Annotated in this window: 20 protein-coding genes; 7 read left to right on the forward strand and 13 right to left on the reverse strand. The window is 52.1% G+C overall.

Annotation, left to right across the window (positions count from 1 at the left end):
• Positions 1-106 precede the first annotated feature (106 nt).
• The 3 genes from FKG94_RS21360 to FKG94_RS21370 are packed head-to-tail and all read right to left on the reverse strand — an operon-like array spanning position 107 to position 3,455.
• The gene (locus FKG94_RS21360; protein ID WP_142928981.1) at positions 107-1,330 is read right to left on the reverse strand and encodes an MFS transporter; all 1,224 of its coding nucleotides are present in this window, start codon (positions 1,328-1,330) and stop codon (positions 107-109) included.
• A complete protein-coding gene (locus tag FKG94_RS21365; protein WP_142928982.1) occupies positions 1,327-2,166 on the reverse strand; it encodes a Rossmann-like domain-containing protein in 840 nt (279 codons plus the stop codon). Before FKG94_RS21365 ends, FKG94_RS21360 begins: the two co-directional genes overlap by 4 nt.
• Complete coding sequence (locus FKG94_RS21370; RefSeq protein ID WP_142928983.1) at positions 2,163-3,455, reverse strand: ATP-grasp domain-containing protein; 1,293 nt, start codon at positions 3,453-3,455, stop codon at positions 2,163-2,165. The genes FKG94_RS21365 and FKG94_RS21370 overlap by 4 nt, the downstream gene beginning before the upstream one ends.
• A gap of 146 nt (positions 3,456-3,601) precedes the next feature.
• On the opposite strand from FKG94_RS21370, the gene FKG94_RS21375 reads away from it, so the two are divergent.
• From FKG94_RS21375 to FKG94_RS21385, 3 genes are read left to right on the forward strand one after another with little or no spacing between them, the layout of a single operon-like run.
• Positions 3,602-4,510 carry a GHMP family kinase ATP-binding protein gene (locus tag FKG94_RS21375; protein WP_142928984.1) on the forward strand — a complete coding sequence of 303 codons (909 nt, stop codon included), beginning with the start codon at positions 3,602-3,604 and terminating at the stop codon, positions 4,508-4,510.
• Positions 4,510-5,562, forward strand: coding sequence for a pyridoxal-phosphate dependent enzyme (locus FKG94_RS21380; RefSeq protein WP_142928985.1), 1,053 nt, complete (start codon positions 4,510-4,512; stop codon positions 5,560-5,562). The genes FKG94_RS21375 and FKG94_RS21380 overlap by 1 nt, the downstream gene beginning before the upstream one ends.
• 20 nt (positions 5,563-5,582) lie before the next feature.
• The gene (locus tag FKG94_RS21385; RefSeq protein ID WP_142928986.1) at positions 5,583-6,776 is read left to right on the forward strand and encodes a DUF418 domain-containing protein; all 1,194 of its coding nucleotides are present in this window, start codon (positions 5,583-5,585) and stop codon (positions 6,774-6,776) included.
• A 46-nt stretch (positions 6,777-6,822) separates the two neighbouring features.
• On the opposite strand, the gene FKG94_RS21390 is transcribed toward FKG94_RS21385, so the two are convergent.
• Together FKG94_RS21390 and FKG94_RS21395 are read right to left on the reverse strand one after the other, a co-directional pair.
• A complete protein-coding gene (locus tag FKG94_RS21390; protein ID WP_142928987.1) occupies positions 6,823-8,064 on the reverse strand; it encodes an ABC transporter permease in 1,242 nt (413 codons plus the stop codon).
• Positions 8,064-8,744 (reverse strand): ABC transporter ATP-binding protein, encoded by a 681-nt coding sequence (locus FKG94_RS21395; RefSeq protein ID WP_142928988.1) that lies wholly within the window; start codon positions 8,742-8,744, stop codon positions 8,064-8,066. Before FKG94_RS21395 ends, FKG94_RS21390 begins: the two co-directional genes overlap by 1 nt.
• A 106-nt stretch (positions 8,745-8,850) precedes the next feature.
• Between FKG94_RS21395 and FKG94_RS21400 the strand changes: the two genes are divergently transcribed.
• Positions 8,851-9,534, forward strand: coding sequence for a DUF3299 domain-containing protein (locus FKG94_RS21400; RefSeq protein ID WP_246125305.1), 684 nt, complete (start codon positions 8,851-8,853; stop codon positions 9,532-9,534).
• Between the two features lie 60 nt (positions 9,535-9,594).
• Here FKG94_RS21400 and FKG94_RS21405 read toward each other — a convergent pair whose 3' ends face one another.
• The 8 genes from FKG94_RS21405 to FKG94_RS21440 form a co-directional block, all read right to left on the reverse strand.
• Positions 9,595-10,851, reverse strand: coding sequence for a DUF3526 domain-containing protein (locus tag FKG94_RS21405; protein ID WP_142928989.1), 1,257 nt, complete (start codon positions 10,849-10,851; stop codon positions 9,595-9,597).
• On the reverse strand, positions 10,844-12,298 hold the full coding sequence (locus FKG94_RS21410) for an ABC transporter permease (protein ID WP_142928990.1): 1,455 nt from the start codon (positions 12,296-12,298) through the stop codon (positions 10,844-10,846). The genes FKG94_RS21405 and FKG94_RS21410 overlap by 8 nt, the downstream gene beginning before the upstream one ends.
• A complete protein-coding gene (locus FKG94_RS21415) occupies positions 12,295-13,017 on the reverse strand; it encodes an ABC transporter ATP-binding protein (RefSeq protein ID WP_142928991.1) in 723 nt (240 codons plus the stop codon). Before FKG94_RS21415 ends, FKG94_RS21410 begins: the two co-directional genes overlap by 4 nt.
• A gap of 161 nt (positions 13,018-13,178) precedes the next feature.
• A complete protein-coding gene (locus FKG94_RS21420; protein WP_142928992.1) occupies positions 13,179-13,751 on the reverse strand; it encodes a DUF2796 domain-containing protein in 573 nt (190 codons plus the stop codon).
• Between the two features lie 30 nt (positions 13,752-13,781).
• Entirely contained in the window at positions 13,782-14,471 is a 690-nt protein-coding gene (locus tag FKG94_RS21425; RefSeq protein WP_142928993.1) for a DUF1826 domain-containing protein, read from the reverse strand.
• Positions 14,468-14,836 carry a hypothetical protein gene (locus tag FKG94_RS21430; protein ID WP_142928994.1) on the reverse strand — a complete coding sequence of 123 codons (369 nt, stop codon included), beginning with the start codon at positions 14,834-14,836 and terminating at the stop codon, positions 14,468-14,470. Before FKG94_RS21430 ends, FKG94_RS21425 begins: the two co-directional genes overlap by 4 nt.
• A 241-nt stretch (positions 14,837-15,077) precedes the next feature.
• Positions 15,078-15,695 carry a LysE family translocator gene (locus FKG94_RS21435; RefSeq protein ID WP_218943598.1) on the reverse strand — a complete coding sequence of 206 codons (618 nt, stop codon included), beginning with the start codon at positions 15,693-15,695 and terminating at the stop codon, positions 15,078-15,080.
• A 310-nt stretch (positions 15,696-16,005) separates the two neighbouring features.
• Complete coding sequence (locus FKG94_RS21440) at positions 16,006-17,727, reverse strand: peptidase inhibitor family I36 protein (protein WP_142928995.1); 1,722 nt, start codon at positions 17,725-17,727, stop codon at positions 16,006-16,008.
• 710 nt (positions 17,728-18,437) lie between these two features.
• On the opposite strand from FKG94_RS21440, the gene FKG94_RS21445 reads away from it, so the two are divergent.
• The 3 genes from FKG94_RS21445 (at position 18,438) to FKG94_RS21455 (ending at position 22,839) form a co-directional block, all read left to right on the forward strand.
• On the forward strand, positions 18,438-19,349 hold the full coding sequence (locus tag FKG94_RS21445; protein WP_142928996.1) for a calcium-binding protein: 912 nt from the start codon (positions 18,438-18,440) through the stop codon (positions 19,347-19,349).
• Positions 19,350-19,390: 41 nt separating this feature from the next.
• On the forward strand, positions 19,391-20,356 hold the full coding sequence (locus tag FKG94_RS21450; RefSeq protein ID WP_142928997.1) for a calcium-binding protein: 966 nt from the start codon (positions 19,391-19,393) through the stop codon (positions 20,354-20,356).
• A gap of 551 nt (positions 20,357-20,907) precedes the next feature.
• Entirely contained in the window at positions 20,908-22,839 is a 1,932-nt protein-coding gene (locus tag FKG94_RS21455) for a hypothetical protein (protein ID WP_142928998.1), read from the forward strand.
• The last annotated feature ends 6 nt before the right edge of the window (positions 22,840-22,845 follow it).

The following is a 22,845-nucleotide window of genomic DNA, read 5'->3' on the forward strand; positions in this document are numbered from 1 at the left end:
AGCACAAAATCATACCCATGTACCTGTTATGACAGCCTGTAAAATTCATGGTGTAACTCCCCTTGAAGTAGTGCTGAACCAATGCCGGGCGTTTAAGCGCCCGGGTTTATTGTGTTTGTGAAAGCAAGTTGGTTTTATCGCTTGCAGTGGTCCCGGTCAGCCAATACAGGCCCGCCGCACTCAGCAGGCCGACGGCGCAGTAAACCAGCCAGGGCAGCATCAACAGTTGCTGGGTTTTGGCGATATCGATCAACAAGCCGCCGATGGCGTTGCCCAATCCGCCGCCAACCGCCAGTCCCAGTGAACTGAAGCCGAGATACGTGCCCAGCGATTTACCGTCAGCCAACGCAGCCGTGATTGTTTGTTGGGTGGGTCGCGTCAACAAAACACCGAGGGTAAAAAACACGACACAGATAAGGAAAGCGTAAAACTGCTCTACAAATCCGATCGCACCGAGACTCAGTGCCATGGTGACCACACCGATCGTCAAAATTTCCCGGGTATCGAATCGACGTTCAGCCAGTTTTACCAGCGGATACTGCAAAGCGACGGTAATGGCGGCGCTGACGGCATACATAATGCCCACGCTTTCCTGAATACCGGACAATTTCTCCGCCCACAGTGGAAAACTGATATTCACCTGCACGGAAGTAAACCAGTACCCGCCCATCAAGCCGGTGAAGAAAACAAAGCGGCGGTCGTGCAATACGCCCTTGAGGTTGGCGGCCGGCGCCTGGGTGGCACCGGGCGTGGTGACGCGGGGAAGAAAGAACAGCGAGATCAGGTAATTCACAAAAAAGCAGGCGGCCGCACCATAACATACCGATTGAAAATCAAACTGCAAAAGTGCAATCCCGATCAGCGGTCCTATAGTCGAAGCGATGCCGCTGACCCAGTTGCTGACCAGGTAATAGTGGCGGCGGTTGGTATCGTCGGTAAGCGCCACTATAGTGGCCTGGTAAGGTGCCTCGAACAAAGCACCTCCGAGCGCCGATATCACCAGGGCCAGGATCAGCAACAGCGGATCACCGGCCCAGGCCAGCGCGGCAAAGCCCAACGCCCTGACCAGCACGCCGGCGCAAATCATGGGTTTGGCACCCAGCTTATCCGACAATAAACCGCCGGCCACTGTCAGCCCCTGTTGGGTCAACTGGCGCACAGCAAGGGCGATGCCCACCGTCGCGGAACTCATGCCAACGTTACTGACAAAATGCACTGCCACCAATGGCATTAACATAGTGAAACCGAGCACCATTAAGAACGTGTAAAACAACAGTGCTCTCAGGCCCTGCCGGTCAGACAGCGCCAGGTGCGGCTGCGCTACCTTCACGGGTTCGCAGCCCGGTACAGATAGATGGCGGTCGGGTCGGCACTGAACTGCGAATAGGGAAAAGGTTCTGCCGAAACAGCACTGACACCTTGCCCCAAAAAACGTGGCACAATGGCACTGCCGGTTTGCGCATAAACCACCAGGGGGATGTTTCGACGTCTGGCGGCCGCCAGGATTTCATCGAAAGAGCCATTGCTCAGGGTCATACCCGTGGCGATAATAAAGTCCGCCTGCTCCAGCACCGGGCGCATATCCCGCTGCACAACCAGCCCGCCGGCAGTGCGCTGCATATTAAAATCACAGGGCAGGCAACGGGCACCGCGCGCCTCGATCGCCTGGACAATAGGGTTGACGACGCCGATCAGCCCTACGGCCTGGTCGGGCTCAATAGCCAGCAGACTGACAATCGCTTTATCGCGCGCTACCGCCCGCGTAAACGGCGTGCCGTAGGGCAGCTCCAGCTCCCGGGCGCGATGGTCATCTCGATGAGGTAATACCACCCCCAAATAGGCATCGAGAGCGGCGACTCTGACGGGCAATCGAGCATCTTCCAGCAACGCGGCCAGCGATTGGCCGACCAACTCACGCGCGGCCACCTGCTCAAGTTGTTCGGCCTCGACGCAGCAGCCGCCGAACACCGCATTTACCCGCAGCAACAGGTAATAGTTGCGATACTTCTGCTCGGTCCCGGGAAACTGCGTGCTCTGATCGATCTCGAAGGCACCCACCACCGGCAGTTCGCGCGGATCGATACCGAAGTGCCGCTGCAGGACACAGTCGATAAGCTGGTCAACGGTTTTGAAAGACTCGGCTGATGCGCTTGCATTGGCGGTCATCGATGAACTCCCTTCGGTGGTGACTGGTCGGCGGCTTCGCTGTACAAGAGACGCAATTCACTCAGTGCCTGTTCAGCGAAACACCGCGCCTGATCGCCTTCGGAGTCCCGGCTGATGACATGCCCCAGGTAGCAGGCATTGTCGATGGGTGCTGCGATTTTCATGTCGCTCACGGCGGCTAGTCGCCAGCGCACGAGATTAGGATTTTGTTGCAGTTTTTCACCACCCTCGAGCGCCTTGAGAACACCTGCCGCGGGCGGCACGAGAAACTTAACGGCGGCGCTGCCGCGACAGTGTTCCAGACCGTCCAGGGCGGGCTGGCGATTCAGCGCCAGGTTGACATGGGTTTCCAGCAGGTCGATTCCCGTGACCAGTTGAATCAGTTCGGCGATAAAGTTACCGCCAGGTCTGGGGTTGATCTCGACCAGACGCGGACCCGCCGGGGTAAGTTTGACCTCTGTGTGACTGATGCCGTGATCGTGACCGACAGCCTCTAACGCCTGGGTGACATAAGTCGTGACCGCCTCGGCCAGCCCTGCTTCCAGGCGGGCGGGAAACATATGGCCGTCCTCAATAAAGTAGGGAAAACCGGTGAGGGACTTGTCGGTGATACCCACGATGGTGGTCTCTCCCTGAAATGTCACCGCCTCGACACTCACCTCATCGCCTTGCATAAATTCTTCCAGCAACCACAGGGCGTCTCGTGCCTGGCCGCGAAAGTTGTGGGTAAATGCCTGCAACTCCGTAAAGCCCTCCCGCAGTTGCGCCTCGCTGTCAATCAGTTTGACAAAAGCACTGGAGGCGAGATCACAGGGCTTGAGAACCAGCGGATAACCAATGCGGTCTGCCGCCGCCACTGTCTCCGTCCAGTCGCTGGTAACCGCAAACTTCGGGTTCTGTATACCGGCGCGCTGTAATGCCTGCCGCACCAGGTGCTTGCGCCGCTCCAGGACCACATTGGACGAGAAGGCCTGGGGCAGGTCGAGTGCCTGCGCTACCTGAGCCACGGTGTCGACGTAGTAATCACAAATGGTCGATACACCATCGAAATGCAGCAGCCGATGCTGGGCCCGCAGTTGTTCGATCAACGCGTCAATATCGTTGGTCTCAAGCGTCAGGATATTTTCCGCGTATTCGAAAATGGGATGCATCTGCGGCGATTTTTTATCGACATAGTGATCTTTGTTGCGGGTAACAAACGTGTAGGTGTGGCCGAGCCGGCGGATAGTGGCGGGAAACAGACGCCCGGTCCCCTCGACCCAGTTCTCAATAATCAGTAAATGCGCCATGTGGATATTCAGCTCCTGTGAATGGTGGCACCCAATCTATCTCAGGCCCTTCCTCTTTTGTTTTTACTTATGTTATAACATAACACTAACAAGATAACCGCTCAACCTCTCATTCTTCACAGGCTGGCGCACAGGCAATCCCAATCATGCTGACGCTTACAGATCAAACCGCTACAGGCGGTGACCCCGGCACTCATATCGGCGTCTGCAGAGGCGCTCTGGGAGAGCTGTATCAGGGCTTGTCAGCACACACTAACGATGAAATCGCCATAGTGTCGTCTTTGATTCCCAAATACAGTTGGGCTTACTTTACGCCGGACAACGGCCCCGAAGCCGGCAACAGAGAGGTGTTACTGGAAACGCCGGGCCGTTGTAAATCCTTTCGCGCTCTGGACATTTACTGCCGATTGAAACGGCGGGCCTGGCCTGCAGGCAGGTGGCGGTTTAAGAGCGATCTACAAGTGGCGCGGGGTATGGCCAGCTCCACGGCGGATATCGTGGCGACGATACGATGCGCGGCGAGTTATTTCCGCCAGCCGGCCAGTACCGGCGACATTATCCAGGTGCTTTCCCAAATTGAACGCTCGGACAGTGTGTTTCTCGATCACCCCGTCCTGTTTTGCAGTTCGCGGCATCGGGTGCTGCGAGAGTTTGAAAAGGTACCGCCGATATATGCGCTGTATATGCACGAGGCAGACAAGGTTGAAACCGAAGGCACCAAGGGCAAGCTGGTGGACTACTACCGGCAACACAAACGCCACTACCTCGACTTGTCCCGGCACATGGAGCAGGCGTTGCGGACAAAAAATATCGCCGAAATATGCAGCGTATCCACCATGAGCTCCGAATTGTCACAGGAAATTTTACCCAAGCAGCACTTTCATGCGGTTTATCGAGCGATGCAGCACTGCAAGGCCGACGGTGTGATCACCGCCCACACAGGGTCGGTAATCGGTTTGCTCTTTCGCCGCCCCCCGGACATACACTGCCTGGCATCGGTCGGCCGGCTTTTTAACGAGTTGGGCGGCCACTGCCAGTACACGGAGATAGGCTAATGATTTTTCCGCACATATCAGATGCACTTAAAACACCGGCCATAGTCCATTTAAGAGACAATTTGTATTTGGCCCGCTTTGAGTCGATGAAAATCTATTCTACGCTCGCCGCGGTAAAAGAGCTGTTGGCGCGCGGACAAATCGGCCCACAGGATACGCTGCTGGACAGTTCCAGCGGCATTTATGCCTACGCCCTGGCCCTGGCCTGCCATAAATACGGACTGCGGTGTCATATCATCGCCTCGAAAACCGTAGACCCCACCTTGAAGTTGCAGTTGGAGTTGATGGGGGCGGTGGTGGAACCCGCGGCCTCGGCACCCAATTTGAAAATGGATCAGCAAAATCGGGTCAAACGTATTGAAGAAATCCTGCGCACCCGTCCCGATGTGCACTGGATGCAGCAGTACCACGACGATATCCACTATCTGGGATATCGGGAATTTGCCGAACTGCTGGCGGGCGATTTTAACACGGAAAAAATTACGCTGGTCGGCGGCGTCGGCTCAGGGTGCTCCACTGGTGCCACAGCCAGCTTTTTGAGAGCCATGAACATCGATACCACACTGCATGGCGTACAACCGTTTGGCAGCGTTACGTTTAACTCGCAACATGTGGACGACCCCGATATCATCATTGCCGGCATCGGCAGCGCCATTCCCTTTAGAAATGTACACTATGACTTATATGATTTCATTCACTGGATTTCGTTTTCACACAGCCGCAGCGGCTCGGTGGAGTTGCTGAAAAACTACGGCGTCTTCGCCGGCTTGTCCGCCGGCTCCTGTCACACGGTAGCTCACTGGTGCCGGCAACTCGATCCGGATCAACCTTGTGTGTTTATAGCTGCGGACCTGGGTTACCGCTATCTGCACGCAGTTTATGAACAATATCGGGAATCGGCGGGCGTCGCCTCGCTCCAGCCGACAATGATTCAGTCGTTCGACGAGATGCACCTGCACTGGTGCTGTATGCACTGGCAACGCAGATGTGATCCGGGTGCGGCGCCGGGTCGCGTCGCGACGGCGATACAAGCAACGGCGCCAGCAGTATGATTGTGTGAGTACCCGACACTATGCCACTGACTCCAAGCGCTGATAACGCGCGCCTGCCCGTCCTGGATATCATGCGGGGCTTTGCCCTGTGCGGTATCATTTTTGCGAACCTGATGAGCTTTACCGGCTTTTACTCGCTGAATCTGTCCGCCATACAACAACTGCCATGGGCAGACAGGATCACCCTGTTCTTGATCGACTGGCTTATAGAGGGGAAATTTTACACGGTTTTCTCAATCCTGTTGGGCGCCGGCTTCGCTTTGCAACTGGCGCGTTATTCCGGTCGCGAAGCCCGGTTTCGCGCCTTTTGGCGCCGGCGTATGCTGGTGCTTATGGCGATCGGCCTGCTCCATATGTTTCTCATCTGGCACGGGGATATCCTGACGCTCTACAGCGTCCTCGGACTGTGCCTGCTGTGGTTTACCGGCCTTGCTGCCAGGCAGCTACTATTTGCTATCGTTATACTGCTGGCCCTGCCGCTCGCCATCCATGGGTTGTTGCTGGTAAGCATCGAACACAGCTTCTGGTCACTGCTCCGTCGCGCCGTCGATGCGCTGAAGCTTCAATTGGGATACAACGACGCGACGCTGCTGGCGCTGCGCACCTCTCCAAACAGTGCCGACGTTTTCTTTGCCAATGTGTTCAGCGCCATCCCGCGCCCGATGGCCTATCTGCAAACCGGTCGCCCCTTCCAGGTGCTGGGACAGTTTTTACTGGGTGTGTACCTGGCGCGGCATTTTCTGCTGGCCGAACGCCCGCCGGCGCTACCGAGTCGCAGCACCGTGCTGCAACTGATGATCGGCGGACTGGTTTTAAGCGCCATCTACGCGGGCATCAAGGCCGCCACCGGCAGCCCATTCACGATAAATGGCCTGGGCCTGTTCCAGGGTGTTGTCTATCATACCGGGGCCACCCTGTTAGCCCTCGGCTATATGGGTATAATCGCCCGGTTGTGTCAAGCGCAAACACGACGGCCGATTCACAAGCTGGCCGTGCTGGGACGCCTGTCCCTGAGTCAATATCTGCTGCAAACGTCGTTATGCGTCTTGCTGTTTTACGGCTATGGCTTGAGCCTGATGGGCCAGGTGCCGTTCGTCGCCATCACCATCTTTGGTGCGGGCATTTTGGCCTTGCAATATTTCTGGGGAAAGTACTGGTTGACCCGCCACGCACAGGGTCCGATGGAGTGGTTGTGGCGCAAGTTGAGCAGGTAGTAACGGGGTAATCCGCGAGCTAAAGCCCTGGGGGTGTCCTGCAGGGCTACTGAACCATTCTCGCACTCTTGTATATATTTAACGAGGGCACAGCTGCTGCTACCGCCGTGGCCATGACAACTGTCAATAGTAAATAAAAAACACTTGCTGACATAATGTTGGACTGAATATACAAACCATAACCGGAGGCTAAATAATCCCCGGCGGCAATCAGACATATATATAGCAATAAAACGCCGACTAAAGTGCTGACCAGAGTGATCAGCAACGCCTCTAACTCTATCAACAGAAACAGGTATGTGGGTGAAGCGCCAATCACTCTGAGAAGTTGAACTTCGCGACTACGCTCCCGAATCGACGCCAACAACATAGCGCTCAGCCCTAATAGGGCCGCGATAAGGATAAGTACCGACACTAAGCGAAGTGTATTCTCCAGCACTTTCATCATTTGCCAAAGCTCCGACAACGCGACGCCGGGCAGTATCGCCAGCATGGGTTCCTTTGCATAATTATTGATATCTCTCTGTACCCGAAACGTAGCCACGCGAGATTTCAGTCCCAGCATAAACGCCGTAACGGTTTTCGGCTTGAGTTCGAGCTGCTCAATCTCATCTGCAGTGATATCACTCCCCGGCACTTTTACACCTTGCCGCCAGTCGATATGGATGGCCTCAATACCTTCCAAACCAACGTGCAGCGTCTGGTCGACGGGTGTTCCTGTGGGCTCTAAAATACCGACGACCGTAAATGGACGGTCATCGTGCAGGCTAAAGCTGGTACTGGCGATACCATGGGACAAAACCAGCTTCTCCCCCAATGAGTAACCGAGCTTTTTGGCCACATCAGAACCTATTACAACATCAAACACGCTGCTGAAGACCCGACCTTTATCAAAGCTCAGGCTGTGCCGATTGCCATAGCTGAAGAACTCGAAATAATCTCGAGTGGTTCCCATCACACGATAGCCTTTATGTGAATCACCAAGCGCAATAGGAATGGCCCATTTGACCTGTGGATTGGAAACAATATCCTCGAAAGATTCCCAGCGAATGTTATTCGTGGGAGAGCCTATGCGAAATACTGAATACAGCAATAGATTGAGGCTGCCCGTTCTGGCACCAACGATAAGATCAACACCGGAAACGGTATTGGCAAAACTATCCTTGGCCTGATAACGGATGTGTTCCACTGCCAATAAAACAAAAATACTGATGGTCATGGCCATCAGCGTGAGAATTGCCGAGCCTTTACGATTAAGCAGACTTTTTACCGCCAGCTTCATAAACATCAGCCGTCTCCGGTTAAACAGTTAATATCGGATAGCGCGTCAATTCGCGTGAAATAGCCAGACAGCGACATATCGTGGCTGACCAATACTAACGTGATATCGTAGGCGGTGACCAACGGCAGCAGTGTGGACATAAAATTATCGCGATTATCTTGATCAAGGGACGAAGTGGGTTCATCTGCTATCAACAACCGAGGTTTATTGATAAGTGCTCGCGCGATTGCTACCCGTTGTTGCTGTCCGAAACTGAGTTTAGTGGCCTGTTTATATCGGGCATCGGGCGATATGTTTAATTTTGTCAAAAGCTCCTCTACCTCATCTTCCCTGGCATTTGCTCTTTGGTGTTTTGAAAACTGCGTGGCTAATAGAACATTTTCCATTGCATTTAAATAGGGGATTAAATTGAACTGCTGAAACACGTAGCCAATCTGATTGGCTCGAAACCGATCACGTTGCCGCTGGTTCATTTTATCCAGGCGCTTACCGAGGATTGACAATTCCCCCCCGGTAGGAGCGACTAAACCGCTGAGAAGATTGAGTAAGGTGGATTTTCCGCCCCCGGAGGGACCATGAATAAATACCTGTTCCCGAGGCTCTACAGTCCAGCTTGGGATATTGAGCACCGGCTTATCCGGCATATCGGGATAGGCAAAATGTACCTTATTAAGACTGATGGTCATAACTTTGCCGGCGGGAGACTCCAGAGGGCAGATTGCAAAACACAAATGTTGCAGTGTATCATTTCGCTCTTAGACTGGAAATCCCTGTCCCTGCCAAGGGTTAAACATGAATACTATGTATCAATTGATCATCGGACTACTGGTGATGATATCCCTGAATGCTTGCGATAACACGGGCCCGCCGGAACAACTCCCGGGTGTAGCTGATCCGGAAGACAACATTCAGGAGGCATTTTTTAAACTGGGTGAGAAAGAAAAACCGATAGCCCACATCGCCGCCGGGAAAAAGCTACCTAAGAGCGCGTTTAAAACAATCGAATGGACTGATCTGATGCCTAAAGAGGACTTGGATGCCCTACTAAATCCGCCTGGCTATGTCACCGATATCGAAGACGGTTCTGTTGAAGAGCAGATCAGCAGTCAAATTCAGAATACCATCGCCGCGGCGAGTGACGACCGCTACCAACAAGCACTCGTATCCACCCGCGTGGTCCCTAAAATGAACGGGCAGGCAATTCGAATCCCCGGCTTTATCGTACCTTTGGAATTTGATGATGAACAGACTATTACCCAGTTCTTTTTAGTACCATTCTTCGGTGCGTGCATTCATTTGCCACCGCCACCACCCAATCAAATAGTCTTTGTCGACTACCCCGAAGGCCTAAAACTTACAGCGTTGTATGACCCGTTTTGGGTTTCCGGCGTTGTGGAAACCTCTTTAACTGAAAATGATATCGCGACAGCAGCATACTCGTTAAAAATGCAGTATTTTGAAGAATATACAGACTAGCAAAACGCAATTACCGGGTAATAATGCTACGAATTTAAATAGAGCCCCCGACATTGCCACTCAGTTTTGGACTACGCATGGGCTAAACTGCGGCAATTCATCCATCGCCTCAACTGAATATACTTCACGGCCAAATAACATTGGATAGTGAAAACGCCTCAGCTCAGCATGAAAATCCCGTACGCACGCAATATAACGCATATGCTGAGTAATGTCCGTCTCGGCTGATTTTGTCAGCCAGCGGTCTACCATTAGAGGCGGTGACAATGCGGACACCCAACCCATCCTGGCGTCTCGCCCGGCAATGCGTTGCGAGAGTGCAGTCGACATAGGCTCTACCTGTTGATCACCCACTTGTTGAAACGCGTAATACCATTTCCACTCAAAAGATCCTTCAATTCCTGCGTAGTCTCGCCATTCGGGGTGGACTTCAAGAAAGCGTGACATAGTCGCTTGCTTGGGAAGATCCCAGGCATCGTTTACGGTTTCCCGTTGCGTTAAAAGTATTTCCCCGCCATTAGGCACCTCAACCCATCGTTCTACAGCGGATTTCCCAACGACAGGCACGAGACTCGTGACCACTAGCCAAGTGCCAAACAAAATAGCTGCTGCGGTAATTCCCTCTATTTTTCGACTGGTAACCACGCGACATATGACCAGCCAGAACAATGCGTGAAGCAATACGGGTGCCAGCACGAGAAAGCCCGAGTAAAACTTCGCGCCGGAAATAAGTAGTGCAATTAAAAACGGTACAATAATAACCAAAAACAAGAGCACTACACGGGCAAACGCACGATCGAACAACACCCCCTTCCCTCTGCGGCTGCTTGCGCATAAGAGTTCATAGCGGGATTCGCGGCGTTCGCGTGCGTCAAGATCGTAGAGCAAACCAATTATTAGAAGCGGTAATAATATGGAGACAAGGTAGTTGAAGTCGAGTTTACCCAGGTAGGCCAGCTCCGGATTACTCTGGTCTGCCTCATAGATCTGGCCCTCGAGTGCGAGCATTTTCACCCGATGTTTCCACGGTAGTTCGTCGCGCAACCCCAAAGCGGCAAAGGCCAATTCGGAGGGCGGGTCGTAAGTGAGGTGAAGCATATAGTAGGCAGCACCACCGGCGTCACCTTGTTGAGGAAGCACATATGCCTGATCTTTTTGCGCCTCACTTTTAAGTGTCGCCAATTGGCTTTCTTGCTGCCTGACTTCATAAAGACCATTCGCCAGCGAGAAGCCTGAGAGCATGAATGCCAATAGTAGCGTCCAACGCACAATGGACTCGGTTAAAGCAAAACGAATTTCTCGGATTAAGTTAGCCATCGTTATTTTTAAACACGCGTTGCATTCCGGTAATACCGAGCCAAGCAGAGCAGATGTACCAGAACAAGAGAATTAGGAGTTGTGGCAGAGAGTCAAGCAAGCGTTCACTCAAACTTCTCGGCTGCCAAGGGAAGTCTTTCAATAGCCGCCAGTTTTCAGAGGACACGCGTGTTCGCTGCTCCGCTCGATCATCGCTTCCACGCCGAATATCATCGGCATAGGACAGTTTTTCGGCATGCAATGAGTTAAGTTTTTGCACGAAGTCGTAACGCAAGGCTTCAGCGTCCCGCAAAAACTGATGATGTTGGGATAGGTCCGTACTTGCCATTGAGAGTGAAAAGGATTTTATTGCAAGTGCCGGTGACAATACATTAAACACTCTTGCCACTTGCGTCTGTTTAGCTTCCTGTGCCATGCGATCGTCAGCGAACTCATTCAACAAGGCCGTTAAATCCTTCTCACTGGCTTGAGCAACAATACCCCGAAAATTAACGGGCAACTCTTCAACCGTCTCCACATTGTATTGCTCCAGCAATTGGCTGCGCAACCTGGAAAATGCAGGGTCATTTGCGTTGTGCCCATCCCCAACATCGCGAAGAGCACTTGTTACTGCCAGGTCGCTTTGTATTTTGCCGTCCAGCGGTATGGCAATGCCGGCAACGGTGGTGCCAAACCTGGGGGCAACTATGCAAAGCAACAGCCAGGTAACCAGCAAAAACGTCAACGATATGGAAGATCGCCGTGACCATGAAGACAAAGCTGTGATTAAGGTGCACCAACAACCGAGATAAATGGCGTAACCGAGAAAAAACAACGCCACAATAGTCAAGCTTTCACCTTGCATAAGCGCAAAAACAAGACTGATTGCCAAGGGTATTAGCGCTATCGCGGCAATGCCGCTTAGTGCGACGGTCTTTCCGAGCCAAAGCTCTGTAGGAGTGACGGAGTTAGTCGCTAACAGATAGGCAGTCCCGCCCTCGCGCTCCCTTGCGACAGAAGCAAAGCCGATAATAATAAGCAACAGTGGCAACAGGACCTGATAAGCAAAAGCGGGGGTGATTTCGGCCAGGGGCCCGGCTTGGGCAGCGGAATAGCGGGGAGAAAAAGCGGCGGAGTTTTGCCTGTGTCCCTCTAGAAACAAGACGGTACCCGTATAAGCATCGACACCGGGATCAACGATCGCAAGCGGTGCCGGCGAACGGAACACATAGTGCCCATAATGAACCATACGGTGCGGATGGCGAGCGGGCTGCTCTTTAAAGGTCTGTTCGGCAGTGGCCTGAAAACTCTCCCGCGCGCCTCGCTCTGTGTCAATGCGCAGGTTTGTACTAATCAAGGAGGCAAGCACAAGGAGTAATGCAACGACACTGGCGATAACACCCAGGCTCGAGCGGCGCCAATAGCACCATTCTGCCGTTGCGACTAATAAGACATTTCGCGTATTCATAGGCGCTGGTGATCGACGAAAATGCGGTGGACTTCTTCAGCCGATATCTCTCCGTTTTTGGAAGCCTCAAAAATACCGACCATGTGCCCGCGCTGTAGTAAGCCGACACGGCGCGCGACGTGACAAGCGCCATAGACGTCGTGCGTCACCATTAGAATTGTCGTGCCTTTCTCTGCCAGAGCAATAAGAATGGCGTTGAACTCGTCGATAGCAACCGGGTCAAGGCCGGAGGTAGGCTCGTCCAGCAGTAATACGGGTGTTTTACGCAGTATGGCCAGAGCGATGGCCACTTTCTGCCGCATGCCCTTTGAATAGTCGGAAAGCCTTTTCGATCTGGCCTCCGCCGCTAAGCTTACTGCATCCAAAGCCTGTTCGATCTCATCGTCTGGACAACTGACACTTGCCAGCGAAAGAAAGTAGTTGAGATTCTCGCGCGCAGAGAGATGCGGGTAGAGACGCGCCGACTCCGGAAGGTATGCCGTTTGCTGATGAACAGTGGCTCTATGCTCGTGAACCACCGCACCATTCAGCGTGACGCTTCCGCTTGACGGGGCAATAAAACCGAGAAAAGTCAACAACGTCGTTGATTTTCCCGCGCCATTACCCCCCAATAAAGCGAACACCTCACCCTTGCCGACATTAAAGCTGACATCGTCGAGCACGCGTTGACCACCTCGTTCGACACATAGCTCTTTCGCTACCAACACAAAGTCTTTCATAGTCACCTAAAGCTCCACACCCAATCAAAAACGTTAAGTCATAGTTGACCGGGATTGCACTCAGTACACACCTAAACCAATCCAGCCGCTACGGTAAATACCTGTTGACAAGCCCCCCTAACTTGGCAGCTTTGCCTGACCTATAGCCCGTTTTACTTCTTTCATTGCTTTTTGTTCAAAGAAAATGTATTTCTGTCAGGGCGTAGCCACTCAGTCCCCTGTTGGGAAGCGCTTACCCAGATTGCGTTGATTGCTTCAATCCCCGGGAACCGATGAAACAGCGCTGTAGACACGGATTTTAGGCTTTCGGCATCTTTACAGACAAAGCGGTAGTGAGCCCTTATTTCACTGTGAGTACTTTCACTGTGAGTACTTTCATTGTGGCCCCTTGAATGATCATGGTGCCCGTGTTGATCACCCGTAACGCCCGCCATATCAACTGTTGTCTCTTCCGGTTCACAGCTCGTGCCGAAAAACGAGAATAACAAGTCTGACGATTCCAATATGGCTTCTGCTTGTTTTACTGCTTGCTTTTCATCCGGTGAGCTGGCGTCGTGCTCGAATCCAACTAAATTTGTTGCGGGGGATTCGAATTGTATTTCCAGGTTCTTATATTCTACCGCCAGGGTTAGCACCGCCGTCCCATGAACATGCGCCTTTTGAGCTTCTGCTGTTGTAATTATCAACACAGAAAATCCTATAAATATCATCGAGCAACGCACCGAGCTTTCCATGGAAGCCGACCCTCATGCCAACGACAGAAACTAGTTGCTAAAGTCCAGAGTTAACAACAAGCGACTTTCTCCAACTGAGACTGCCGGCGAACGATGCACCAAGCCAGCATTTTCGTTACCCTCCCACAGTTCCCCTTTTAACAACGCCACGTCTCCGTTGCTGAGTTTTCGAATGTCGTGCTGGCTTTGAAAGAGGCCAGACTCGCTATCCGCGCCCCCTTCGCCTCGAACCCCGAGCTTTGCACGATCGACTGCCTGGTGGGGCAACCATTGCGTTGCTACGCCTTGATAAGTGGTAACGAGACGGCAAGGCACTCTGTCGACATGGAACCTCGGACACATCGCGCGATCCAATACCGTTAAGCGCAAACCTGCTCGCTGTAGTTCAAACAAACAGCAGAACATATCCACGAGTTCTGCAATATCTTCGCTTAGTTCAGACTGACCGACAGAGCCAAATAGATCACCAATACTTGAACACACACCTTGCGGTGTTACCGTCATAGCAGTTTGGAATGTGCGATTCGACGCTACAAAATCGCTAACGGAGCCTTTAAGCACCGCCGACAGTTCACGCTGCCAAATGACGATATTGGTTTCTTCCCGATAAATATCGGTAAAAACCGCAGGCTCTTTACTTTGCGCTGCATGCCGAAACTTTACAGGCCGACCTGCGCTGGAACCGACGTTGACGTCCCGGGCGGAGCTTGCAGAGATCATACGCTTAGCTCCCTCCCAGGAACAGGGCCGTTCACCACCATCCGGTTAGGTTGACCTTGCAATACTTCCTCGTCGCTTAGCGGGCAATCATCAAGAACACCTGTGATGCCCGCTTGCCCCGAACCTCGACCCATAAACACCGGCTCCCGGCGTATATCGCCAAGGAGCCAAGCCCATTGCTTTGCAATGACGACACTGTGGGCAAGCGCCGACTCAATATTCATTCCGCTTGTATTGTTGCCAACCGCAACGACTTTTTTACTGCGTCGGTGGTTCAAAATACAGCTTGGCACCGGGGTTGTAGCGGCTCCGGGAAAACCTGTAAGCACAGTCACGGGTACCTTTCCGCCAGTGTCGGGTTGCATATACCTATTCTCCGGAGATCCGCTCAGAAACGATATGTTACAACATATCAATAACGGTGAAAACCATACCCCAGCATGTTACCTAGTCGACAATATAAAGGTGACAGATGGCTAGTTTTTGACCAGTTTGAGATTTGGCTGTCGGCGCTGCGGTTCACACTGATCATGGTAGCGCCGGGGTTTCGACCACATTCATCTCTGTCGGGGGTGACTGGCGGGCTGCGGGCGCCAATGCCGATACTTATGTTTTGACAACAAAGTAAGTCCCGGCACCTATCATTAGCCCACCGGTTCCGGCCCTGACAAAACGTCCATAGACAAATCCCCTGGAGGAAGATACAACAGCTTTGGCTGCAAAAGCATAGGCAATTTTGATACCTCCCACAGCGAATAACGTGATAGCGGTGATCGTTACGATATCCGATGTCTCCAGCAACGCCATATCGACGAAAGTCGGAAACAAGCTGGCATAGAACAAGATGGCCTTGATATCACCTAAAGTCAGGGCTAGCCCGGAAACAAAGCTTGCAACCAGACCGCCTTTGGCGGTTTCCGTTTTGCGAGGTCCGGGTAGGGACAGACTGCGAACCAGGCCAATACCGAACCAGATCAGATAGCCGGCCGCGATGTAGCGTATGATGGCAAAGAACGCGCCTGTGGCCTCGGATAGTGCACTTAACCCCAAAATGGCCATCAGCACAAAGATCAAATCACCGGTTACAATTCCCAAGGCTGCTGCGATGCCATTTGGAACATTTCGTGTTGCCGATCTTACAACCACAAGCGCTACACTTGAGCTGGGAATAGCGGCGAGGCCGATCATGATCAATGTCAATACCAAGGTATCATATAAACTCATTTAGCTTTTTCCTTCGTGTCACAGCCGATTGATAACATCTTGGATGACTTTTTCGCAAGCTTATCAGAATTGAGTCGCGCGAGGTAAAAAGGCGACCGAAAGCGTATTGCTCTTTGCTTCCGGTTCTAACGCCAGGCAGTGTAAAGAAATCGGGACGACGACACAGGAGAACTTATCACAGTATCACTATGCCGCCGAACAAAGTTGCGGAAAATCCCCCAGGCTATTCGACAGATGCACGACACAGGAGCACGAAAAACTGCATTTAGGTCGTGCCCCCGTATTAGGCTGCGTTAACAAAATACCGATATCAACGATCAGACAAACGACCCCAGGCGCCAGCGGCCCACTGACCGTCAGATACGCCAAAATTCACATGAACGCCAGCCCCCGCCGTAATCACATCTCGCAAGCGCTTCGCCTCGTAGGCGCTGACGGGTACATCAAAGTGATATCCGGGGAACTCACGACTGCACACCTGAACGCCCTCTTCTATCTCTCCCATTTGAGTGGTTATCGCCCAGTTACCCCCGCTGTCCCGGCAGGCATAGCCCAGCGCGGCGCTGGCCCAACCCAGGGCCATAAATCGTTGGCCCGTGGGTTTAAACACCGCCGTGCGGCCGGGCGCGTAAGGATCGGTGGCATCTGCCGGTCCTATGCTCCAGAGCTGGGCATTAAATACGCCATTGTGGTCGATATCACTGCTGTCGAGCATATCGATCCCAAATGCGTTGACGCCATTTTGTAGTCCAATCAGCGCTTCGAAGGGTGAAATTACATCATTACAAAAGTTATTATTACATTCCTGGGAACGCACTATCGCCCCGCGGTTGAAATGGTCTTCGTATACATTGATAGAGCTGACACCTTTGTTGATCTCCGTATTGACCATAACACTGGTGGCAATGTCGCAGCCGGTTGTGCCATCATCTTTATAAAAGAAGACTCGTTTACCCTGGGCGCGAATCTGCGCAAAGCTCAACGCATCAGGCAGGCTTCGACAGGCACCGCCGGTAAAGACAACGTCTCCCAACCAGCCGATATCGCTCTGTAGCTGGGCATAGCCGCTATTGCTGCCATTAATATCATCCTGGATATAGAAAAACACCACGTCGTTCTGATCAGCACCTTTTAACCAGGTGTCAACCTCCCCCAACATGCGCCGCAGGCTGGCGTCGAAAAGACCGCAATCTACCGAATGACAAACCTTGGCATAGCCATTACCCTCACTCACATCCAGCTCAAAGAAACGCGCACCGACTTCGAGCTGCTCTATCAGCGCACGCCGCTGGTTGGGGCCCGGAATCAGCTGGCCGCCAAAGTACGCCGTACTGTTAAAGGCATTGTGAGCAGCCAATACACTGACTTGATTGATAGGTGCATAGTGACCCACAGCTTCGTTAATATCCAGAGCGGCTTCGGTGGCGTTGGGATTACGTGAGTGTACGCGGAACGAATCGATATTGTCTTCAACCCAGCCGCCGGGGCGCTTTTCCAGGTTGGAGGTAGAGCGTATTAAGGTCGTGCTCCGATGGTTGCCGTCGAAATTTGGGTATTCAAACACTTCGACGCTGGCCTTGCCTACCACCATCAGGGAAGAAGCCTTATTACGCCCAAAGGCCGTGTTATCCAAGTCATTCTCCGCCCGCCCCGCCTCCAGGCACGCCGGTGTTCCGCGAAAGCCGGGATGCTCGAATAGACAGGCAAAGTCATTGCCCCATCGATGCGCCACTTTAAAGGAGCTGATCTCATCATCAAGGCGGTCCATTTTATAGGTGTTGGCCATAACCACAGTGTTGGAGCCGCCATAATTGCTGTGCTGGTAAATGGTGACATACGCATCACCATAGACTTTTATCGACGAGACCCTATCATTGCGACTGGCCCCAATCCAGCCTGTATCACCTATGCCGTAGCACCATTCCTCACCCTGGTAATCGGGGTTTTCATAGAAACAGACTTTATCCTGTGCTCCAGCAAAGGCAGTTAATGTAAAGGTTAAGAGTGATATTAACGACATTTTTCTTTTCATATTGTCATACCCGGTAATAGCATTTTTTTTGAAATCGTGATAGCGGACTTATTTATACACTTACCTGTGAAATTCTGGGCAAATACCTGCATACAGAAAAAATTGTAAGAGAAAATTATGACTCCATAAATAAAAGCGCCTTACTGAAACATATATTCATGGATTTCAGGAGAGCATCGAGGCGGCCTGGTGGTTAGGGCCCTCACTGTCTGTCCAGCCACCCGCGTGACAACCCGGATCAACACAGCGATACAGAGCAGCACTTCTTGATTCGCCATGGGACCCGACGGCCGGACTGCATAACTTGTAAAGACACTAAAACCGAAAAACCCCGCCTTCTCCATCCGCGAGCGACCGTTCATCCTGTCCCGGATGCCGGGCCGCATGTTCGACATAACCCAGGTCAAGTGTGGCCTGAAACGAACGATCTATCGCCTGCCCAGCCCACTCCGCCTGGACCGGTTTAGATTTAAAGGCGGCATACCGGTCATCTTATGGGGCAACAATGAACATCACGCCACTCACAAGGCTGATCCTCCGGCCCGGCAAGCAGGGGGGATGGTTTTAAGGCGGCTGGCTGTATTTTTGTAAGTAGCTGCAACCTTTCTGTTATCCAGTCGTATATCCAATCGTAGTGACATGAAGAACAACTAACATGAGTGCATTGAAAACCCATGGGCGCACGAATCATACCAACAAGAGGATTTACTGTGATAAATAATCGATTAAAAAAGAAAAGCGCCAATCATTGGCTATTGGGAGTTGCCCTTGCGGGTGCTGCTTCTTTAACACAAGCAGAAGTTATTATTGGCAATGACTTGAACAGCGCGGACAGCACTATCGAGGCAATTGCCGAGGCCTATTCCGGCAACCGGGGTACCAATGGTGGAGGGGACCAAAGCTTACAGCTCGGTGATGTGCTTCAAGGCACCGCCGAAGACGACACCATAATCGGTGCCCTGGGTATTGATATCCTTTCCGGTCGCGACGGCGATGACGTTTTGATTGGCGGCACTGAAGATTTTAACCCCTTTAATCGCGACCGCGCTTTTGGGGACGCAGGCGATGACAGCTTTATCTGGGCGCCAGGTGACGGCAATGACTTTTTTAATGGCGGTGAAGGCATTGATGTGTTGTTTATGGCACAGATCGCCGAGACATCAAGCGGTGGTGTAGAAACAGGGCCGGTGTTTACTGTTGACAACAGTGGTGACTTCGATGGTATTTTTCTCAATGAAAAGAATAATCCCCTGGTTAAAGTTGCGGGCCCGGGTTTTTGTGAAATTGTAGAAAAAGATACAAGCAATAGTGATGCGCTCGCAGAACTAGACCTGGATCATCTGGTTAGATTTGTCTTACGCGGTCCTCGCCAGGCATTCAATCTGGCCTTGGAAACCGACCCAGACACAGATCCTGACTTGTTGGATTCAGGTTTACGTATTGCCATACATATGAAAAGTGTTGAGTTTTTAGTCTGTGGCAGTGAGATCGAGGGAGAGAGGCTTATTTTTGATTTACGCCAAGTGCCTGCTCAGCAAGTGGATATCTCTCAGCTGCCGAGCCGCGCTTTGGATATTTTACTGGACTCAGACTCATTCCTTTCCTCTAGCGTTTTGCGTTAAAGATACCTTATATACGAAAAAAATTACTTTGGAGATTTAAAATGAAAATTCGCAAAACATCAAATAGATATGTGCAATACCGTGGTCACCTGATACTTGCAGCTCTACTAGCGGGAATGCTGGCCGGCTGCGGTGGTTCCAGCAACAACAATAACGACAATAACGGTGGCGGGCCCGCCGAGCAACCAACGGCGCGCGCCGTTGTCACAGGCACCGATCTCAACACAGAGGCACACCCCTTATTGTCCCTGAACCCGGGCGGGCCCGGCGGCTCTCCCAATCAAAGCTTGCGAGCGGGGGATGTTTTGGAAGGTGCCGGGGGGGATGACCTCTTGATAGGCGGGTTAGGTGTGGACACTTTCATGGGCAACGAAGGTGATGACATCATGATTGGCGGCACTGAAGACTTCAATTCGAGTGTGGATGGTGATGGCAGGGGCGCTGACAACCGCGACCGCGCGCTTGGTCATGAAGGTGACGATACCTTTATCTGGGCGCCCGGCGACGGCAGTGACTTCTTCGACGGCGGTGAAGGCACTGACGTCGTTATCTTCGGTGTGCTTGGCGAAGCAGCAGATAGCCAGGGCAACACAGAGGGTGCACCTTTCTTTTCCGTTAACCCGCCAAATACAGAGGGTAGCCAGGACTTCGACGGTATCTTTTTGGATGCCGAGAATAACCCTCAGGTAAGGGTGTCTGAATCGCCGGGGTTTTGCAGTCTGGTGGAAAACACCGATGGTATTTTCGAGCAGCTCGATATTGATCATATCGTTCGCTTCAGTTTGAGGGGCATCGCCAACGCCTTTGATGATTCACTGCGCAGTGACGATGATGGTTTACGCGTAGCTGTGACCTTAAGGAACACTGAGTTTCTGGTCTGCACTCAGCGTGAACTCAACGAAACTGACCCGGCGTTAAATATTCAGGTATTGGATATCAGTGGGGCAACGCCGGTGGAAGCAAGCCTTGCCGACTTACCGGAGTATGTACAGGCCTTGATTCTCTGAGACCGCCGGTCATTTAAATTCTATAGGGGCGGACACAGCCCCTTTTTTGCTTCTTATACCACACGCCTTGAGTCCGCTCAGCTTCAAATTGTTTTACCCAACGGGCAATGCGGACGGTATGTGCTCTTATCACTTCCAGGCGATGCACCTCAAACCTAAGGCGGCCCATACCACCGACAAGGCCAGAGCGGTTACCTGGTACGCCCAAAAGGCCTCTATGGGCATTGCAGCTGCCTGCTTGTCGTTGACGATAAGCGATGTCGATTGCTTCGAATCCAGATGTGATATATAGACACCCAAAGACTCCCTAGTGAAACGATTAACAACAGCGGGATCAGGCCGACTCAGTCCATAGTGCTGGCATACGATGGTTAGTTTCGTCCAACTCCCGTATAAACTCAGGCGGCTAAACCGCCACTGCTACAACATCGAGACAGTAAAAGACTGACAGCGAAGAAAAATTCTTGTTGGCATTAAGTTTGCTCTGACTGGTTAAAACCTTTAAGAAAATTTTGGGTTCTAACTCCCGCAAACTGCAACGAGGCAGCGCTATGTCAGACGTCTACATCGGATTTATGGACGAAGAGGTTCGTCCTATTCTGGACGCTTTGTTCACCCAAGGCTGGAACGTCCTGGTGATCGAACGCAATAACATCGAGCCCAACGGGGTCTTGTTCGAGCGTCCCATCGCCGCCTATAGCAAGCCGGTGATGTGGAAGGGTTGGTGCGGTATCAGTGAACGCCCAGACTCAAAGGGTGAGTTTATTACTGTTCATAACACCTACAAAGACAGCGGCAACAAGCTTAATCCGAACCGCAGAACCTGGCTCGATGTATTTCAACAATGCGTGTTTATGAATTTTCTAGAAGTCTACAAAAAACTACCCAGCAGAGTCCTGGAAGAAGAAAACGGTAAACTGGTCAAACGCAAGCTCGGACTACTGCCTTCGCTGTCGATGCTGTACATGGGCACAGCCTCCGGTCGCGACTCAGGCCTGCCTACCAAAATACTGATCCGCTCACCCGAGATGGGCATGCAACCGGGACTTATTCGCACCCAGTTGCGCGGCCTGCTAAAATCCATCAAGCGGGCAAGCCATGCCACTCAGGAAGAGACCAGCATCAAAGAGGCTAATAAACTCAATCTTTGGTGCTACGGTGCCGGCGGGGCTTACCGCCTGCCAACCGATAATCCGGCGGGCGGCCCCGGCAAAGTCTGGGATATCAAGGGCAGTATTTACATCGGCGTCGAACGCGACAAAAGCGCCGAGTCCCGGCGTAAAGCCAAAGGCACCGTCAGTCTCTACACTGGTGAGATCTCCTATTGCTCTGAGTCCACAGAAGAGACTCTCTACACCAGCCCCACCTATTATTTCACCGAGCAGGCCCGTGTCGATGTTCAGAAGATGTTCATAGACTCCGCGACTGCCAACAATCTGTTGACCAGTCAAATTACCCCAATCCAGCAAGACACAGGTGTCGGCACCACTAAACCACCGAATCGCGCAGGTATCAGTATCACCGCCAACACCTTTATCGGTGGCGATATCAAAGAGGCGGCAAAAGTCTATGGGTTAAAGGGTGAGGTCAATATGGAAGACTATCATTTGCTAAAGCTGGTCTATTCGATGAAATCCAGCCAGGAAAAGTTCATCTCCGTCAAAAGCATCGAAAATGAATACCCTATACTCAAAGACGTGCGCATTGTTCGTATTGATGCCGACCCTGCAGAAGTCGTGGCAATCGCTGATGTTAAGTCAGATTCACCCACATATAACGGCTTTAAGGAGGCCAACGAAACCGAGATCAAAGCCTCCAATTACGCCGAAATTATTGGGTGGGGCCTTCAGGGCATGCAATTCGATGTCATCCCGGACTCCATAGACTGGAAAAAAATCGCTACGTTTATTGGCACAAAAGTCAACAAAGAAAATGTCGATAAATATCTGGTTGCCTATAAAGAGAGCAATGGAGATGAGAATGCAAAATATATGAACCCTTTTCTTCTGGAAGCGGCTCAGGACATGTTTCGCGAGGTGGGGGAATGGCTGCAGCAAGTGCAGAAAGAAGACTCCGAGACAGAGCATTATGTGTCTGCCATCAACCGTAACCCTTTTAATATATCCGGACTGGAAACGCCTGCGGAACAAACCGCGAGAATGGACGGTTTATTGAAGGCCTACAACGATCTCAACATGCAATTGAGCCAATTCTGCAACGGCAACAAGGACGCGATTACACGGGAAGCCTGTGAAGGCTTCGTCACCAGTCTCTACTCCTATCTGTCCAAGAGTATTGTCGAACCTGATAGCGACGTCAAAATCTGGGCCCGTGGCGGTTGGGGTGCGGGTAAAGCGCAGCCATCCTTTGTCGAAAACGTCAGTTACAGTGGCTCCACCGTCGATCGTGCTCTCTACAAGTCAACCAATAGCACGGTGCTCAATAAGAATGCAAAAGACGCGGTGGAAAACTACTTTACCTGAAGATCA

Source organism: Exilibacterium tricleocarpae, assembly GCF_007004655.1.
GTDB lineage: Bacteria > Pseudomonadota > Gammaproteobacteria > Pseudomonadales > Cellvibrionaceae > Exilibacterium > Exilibacterium tricleocarpae.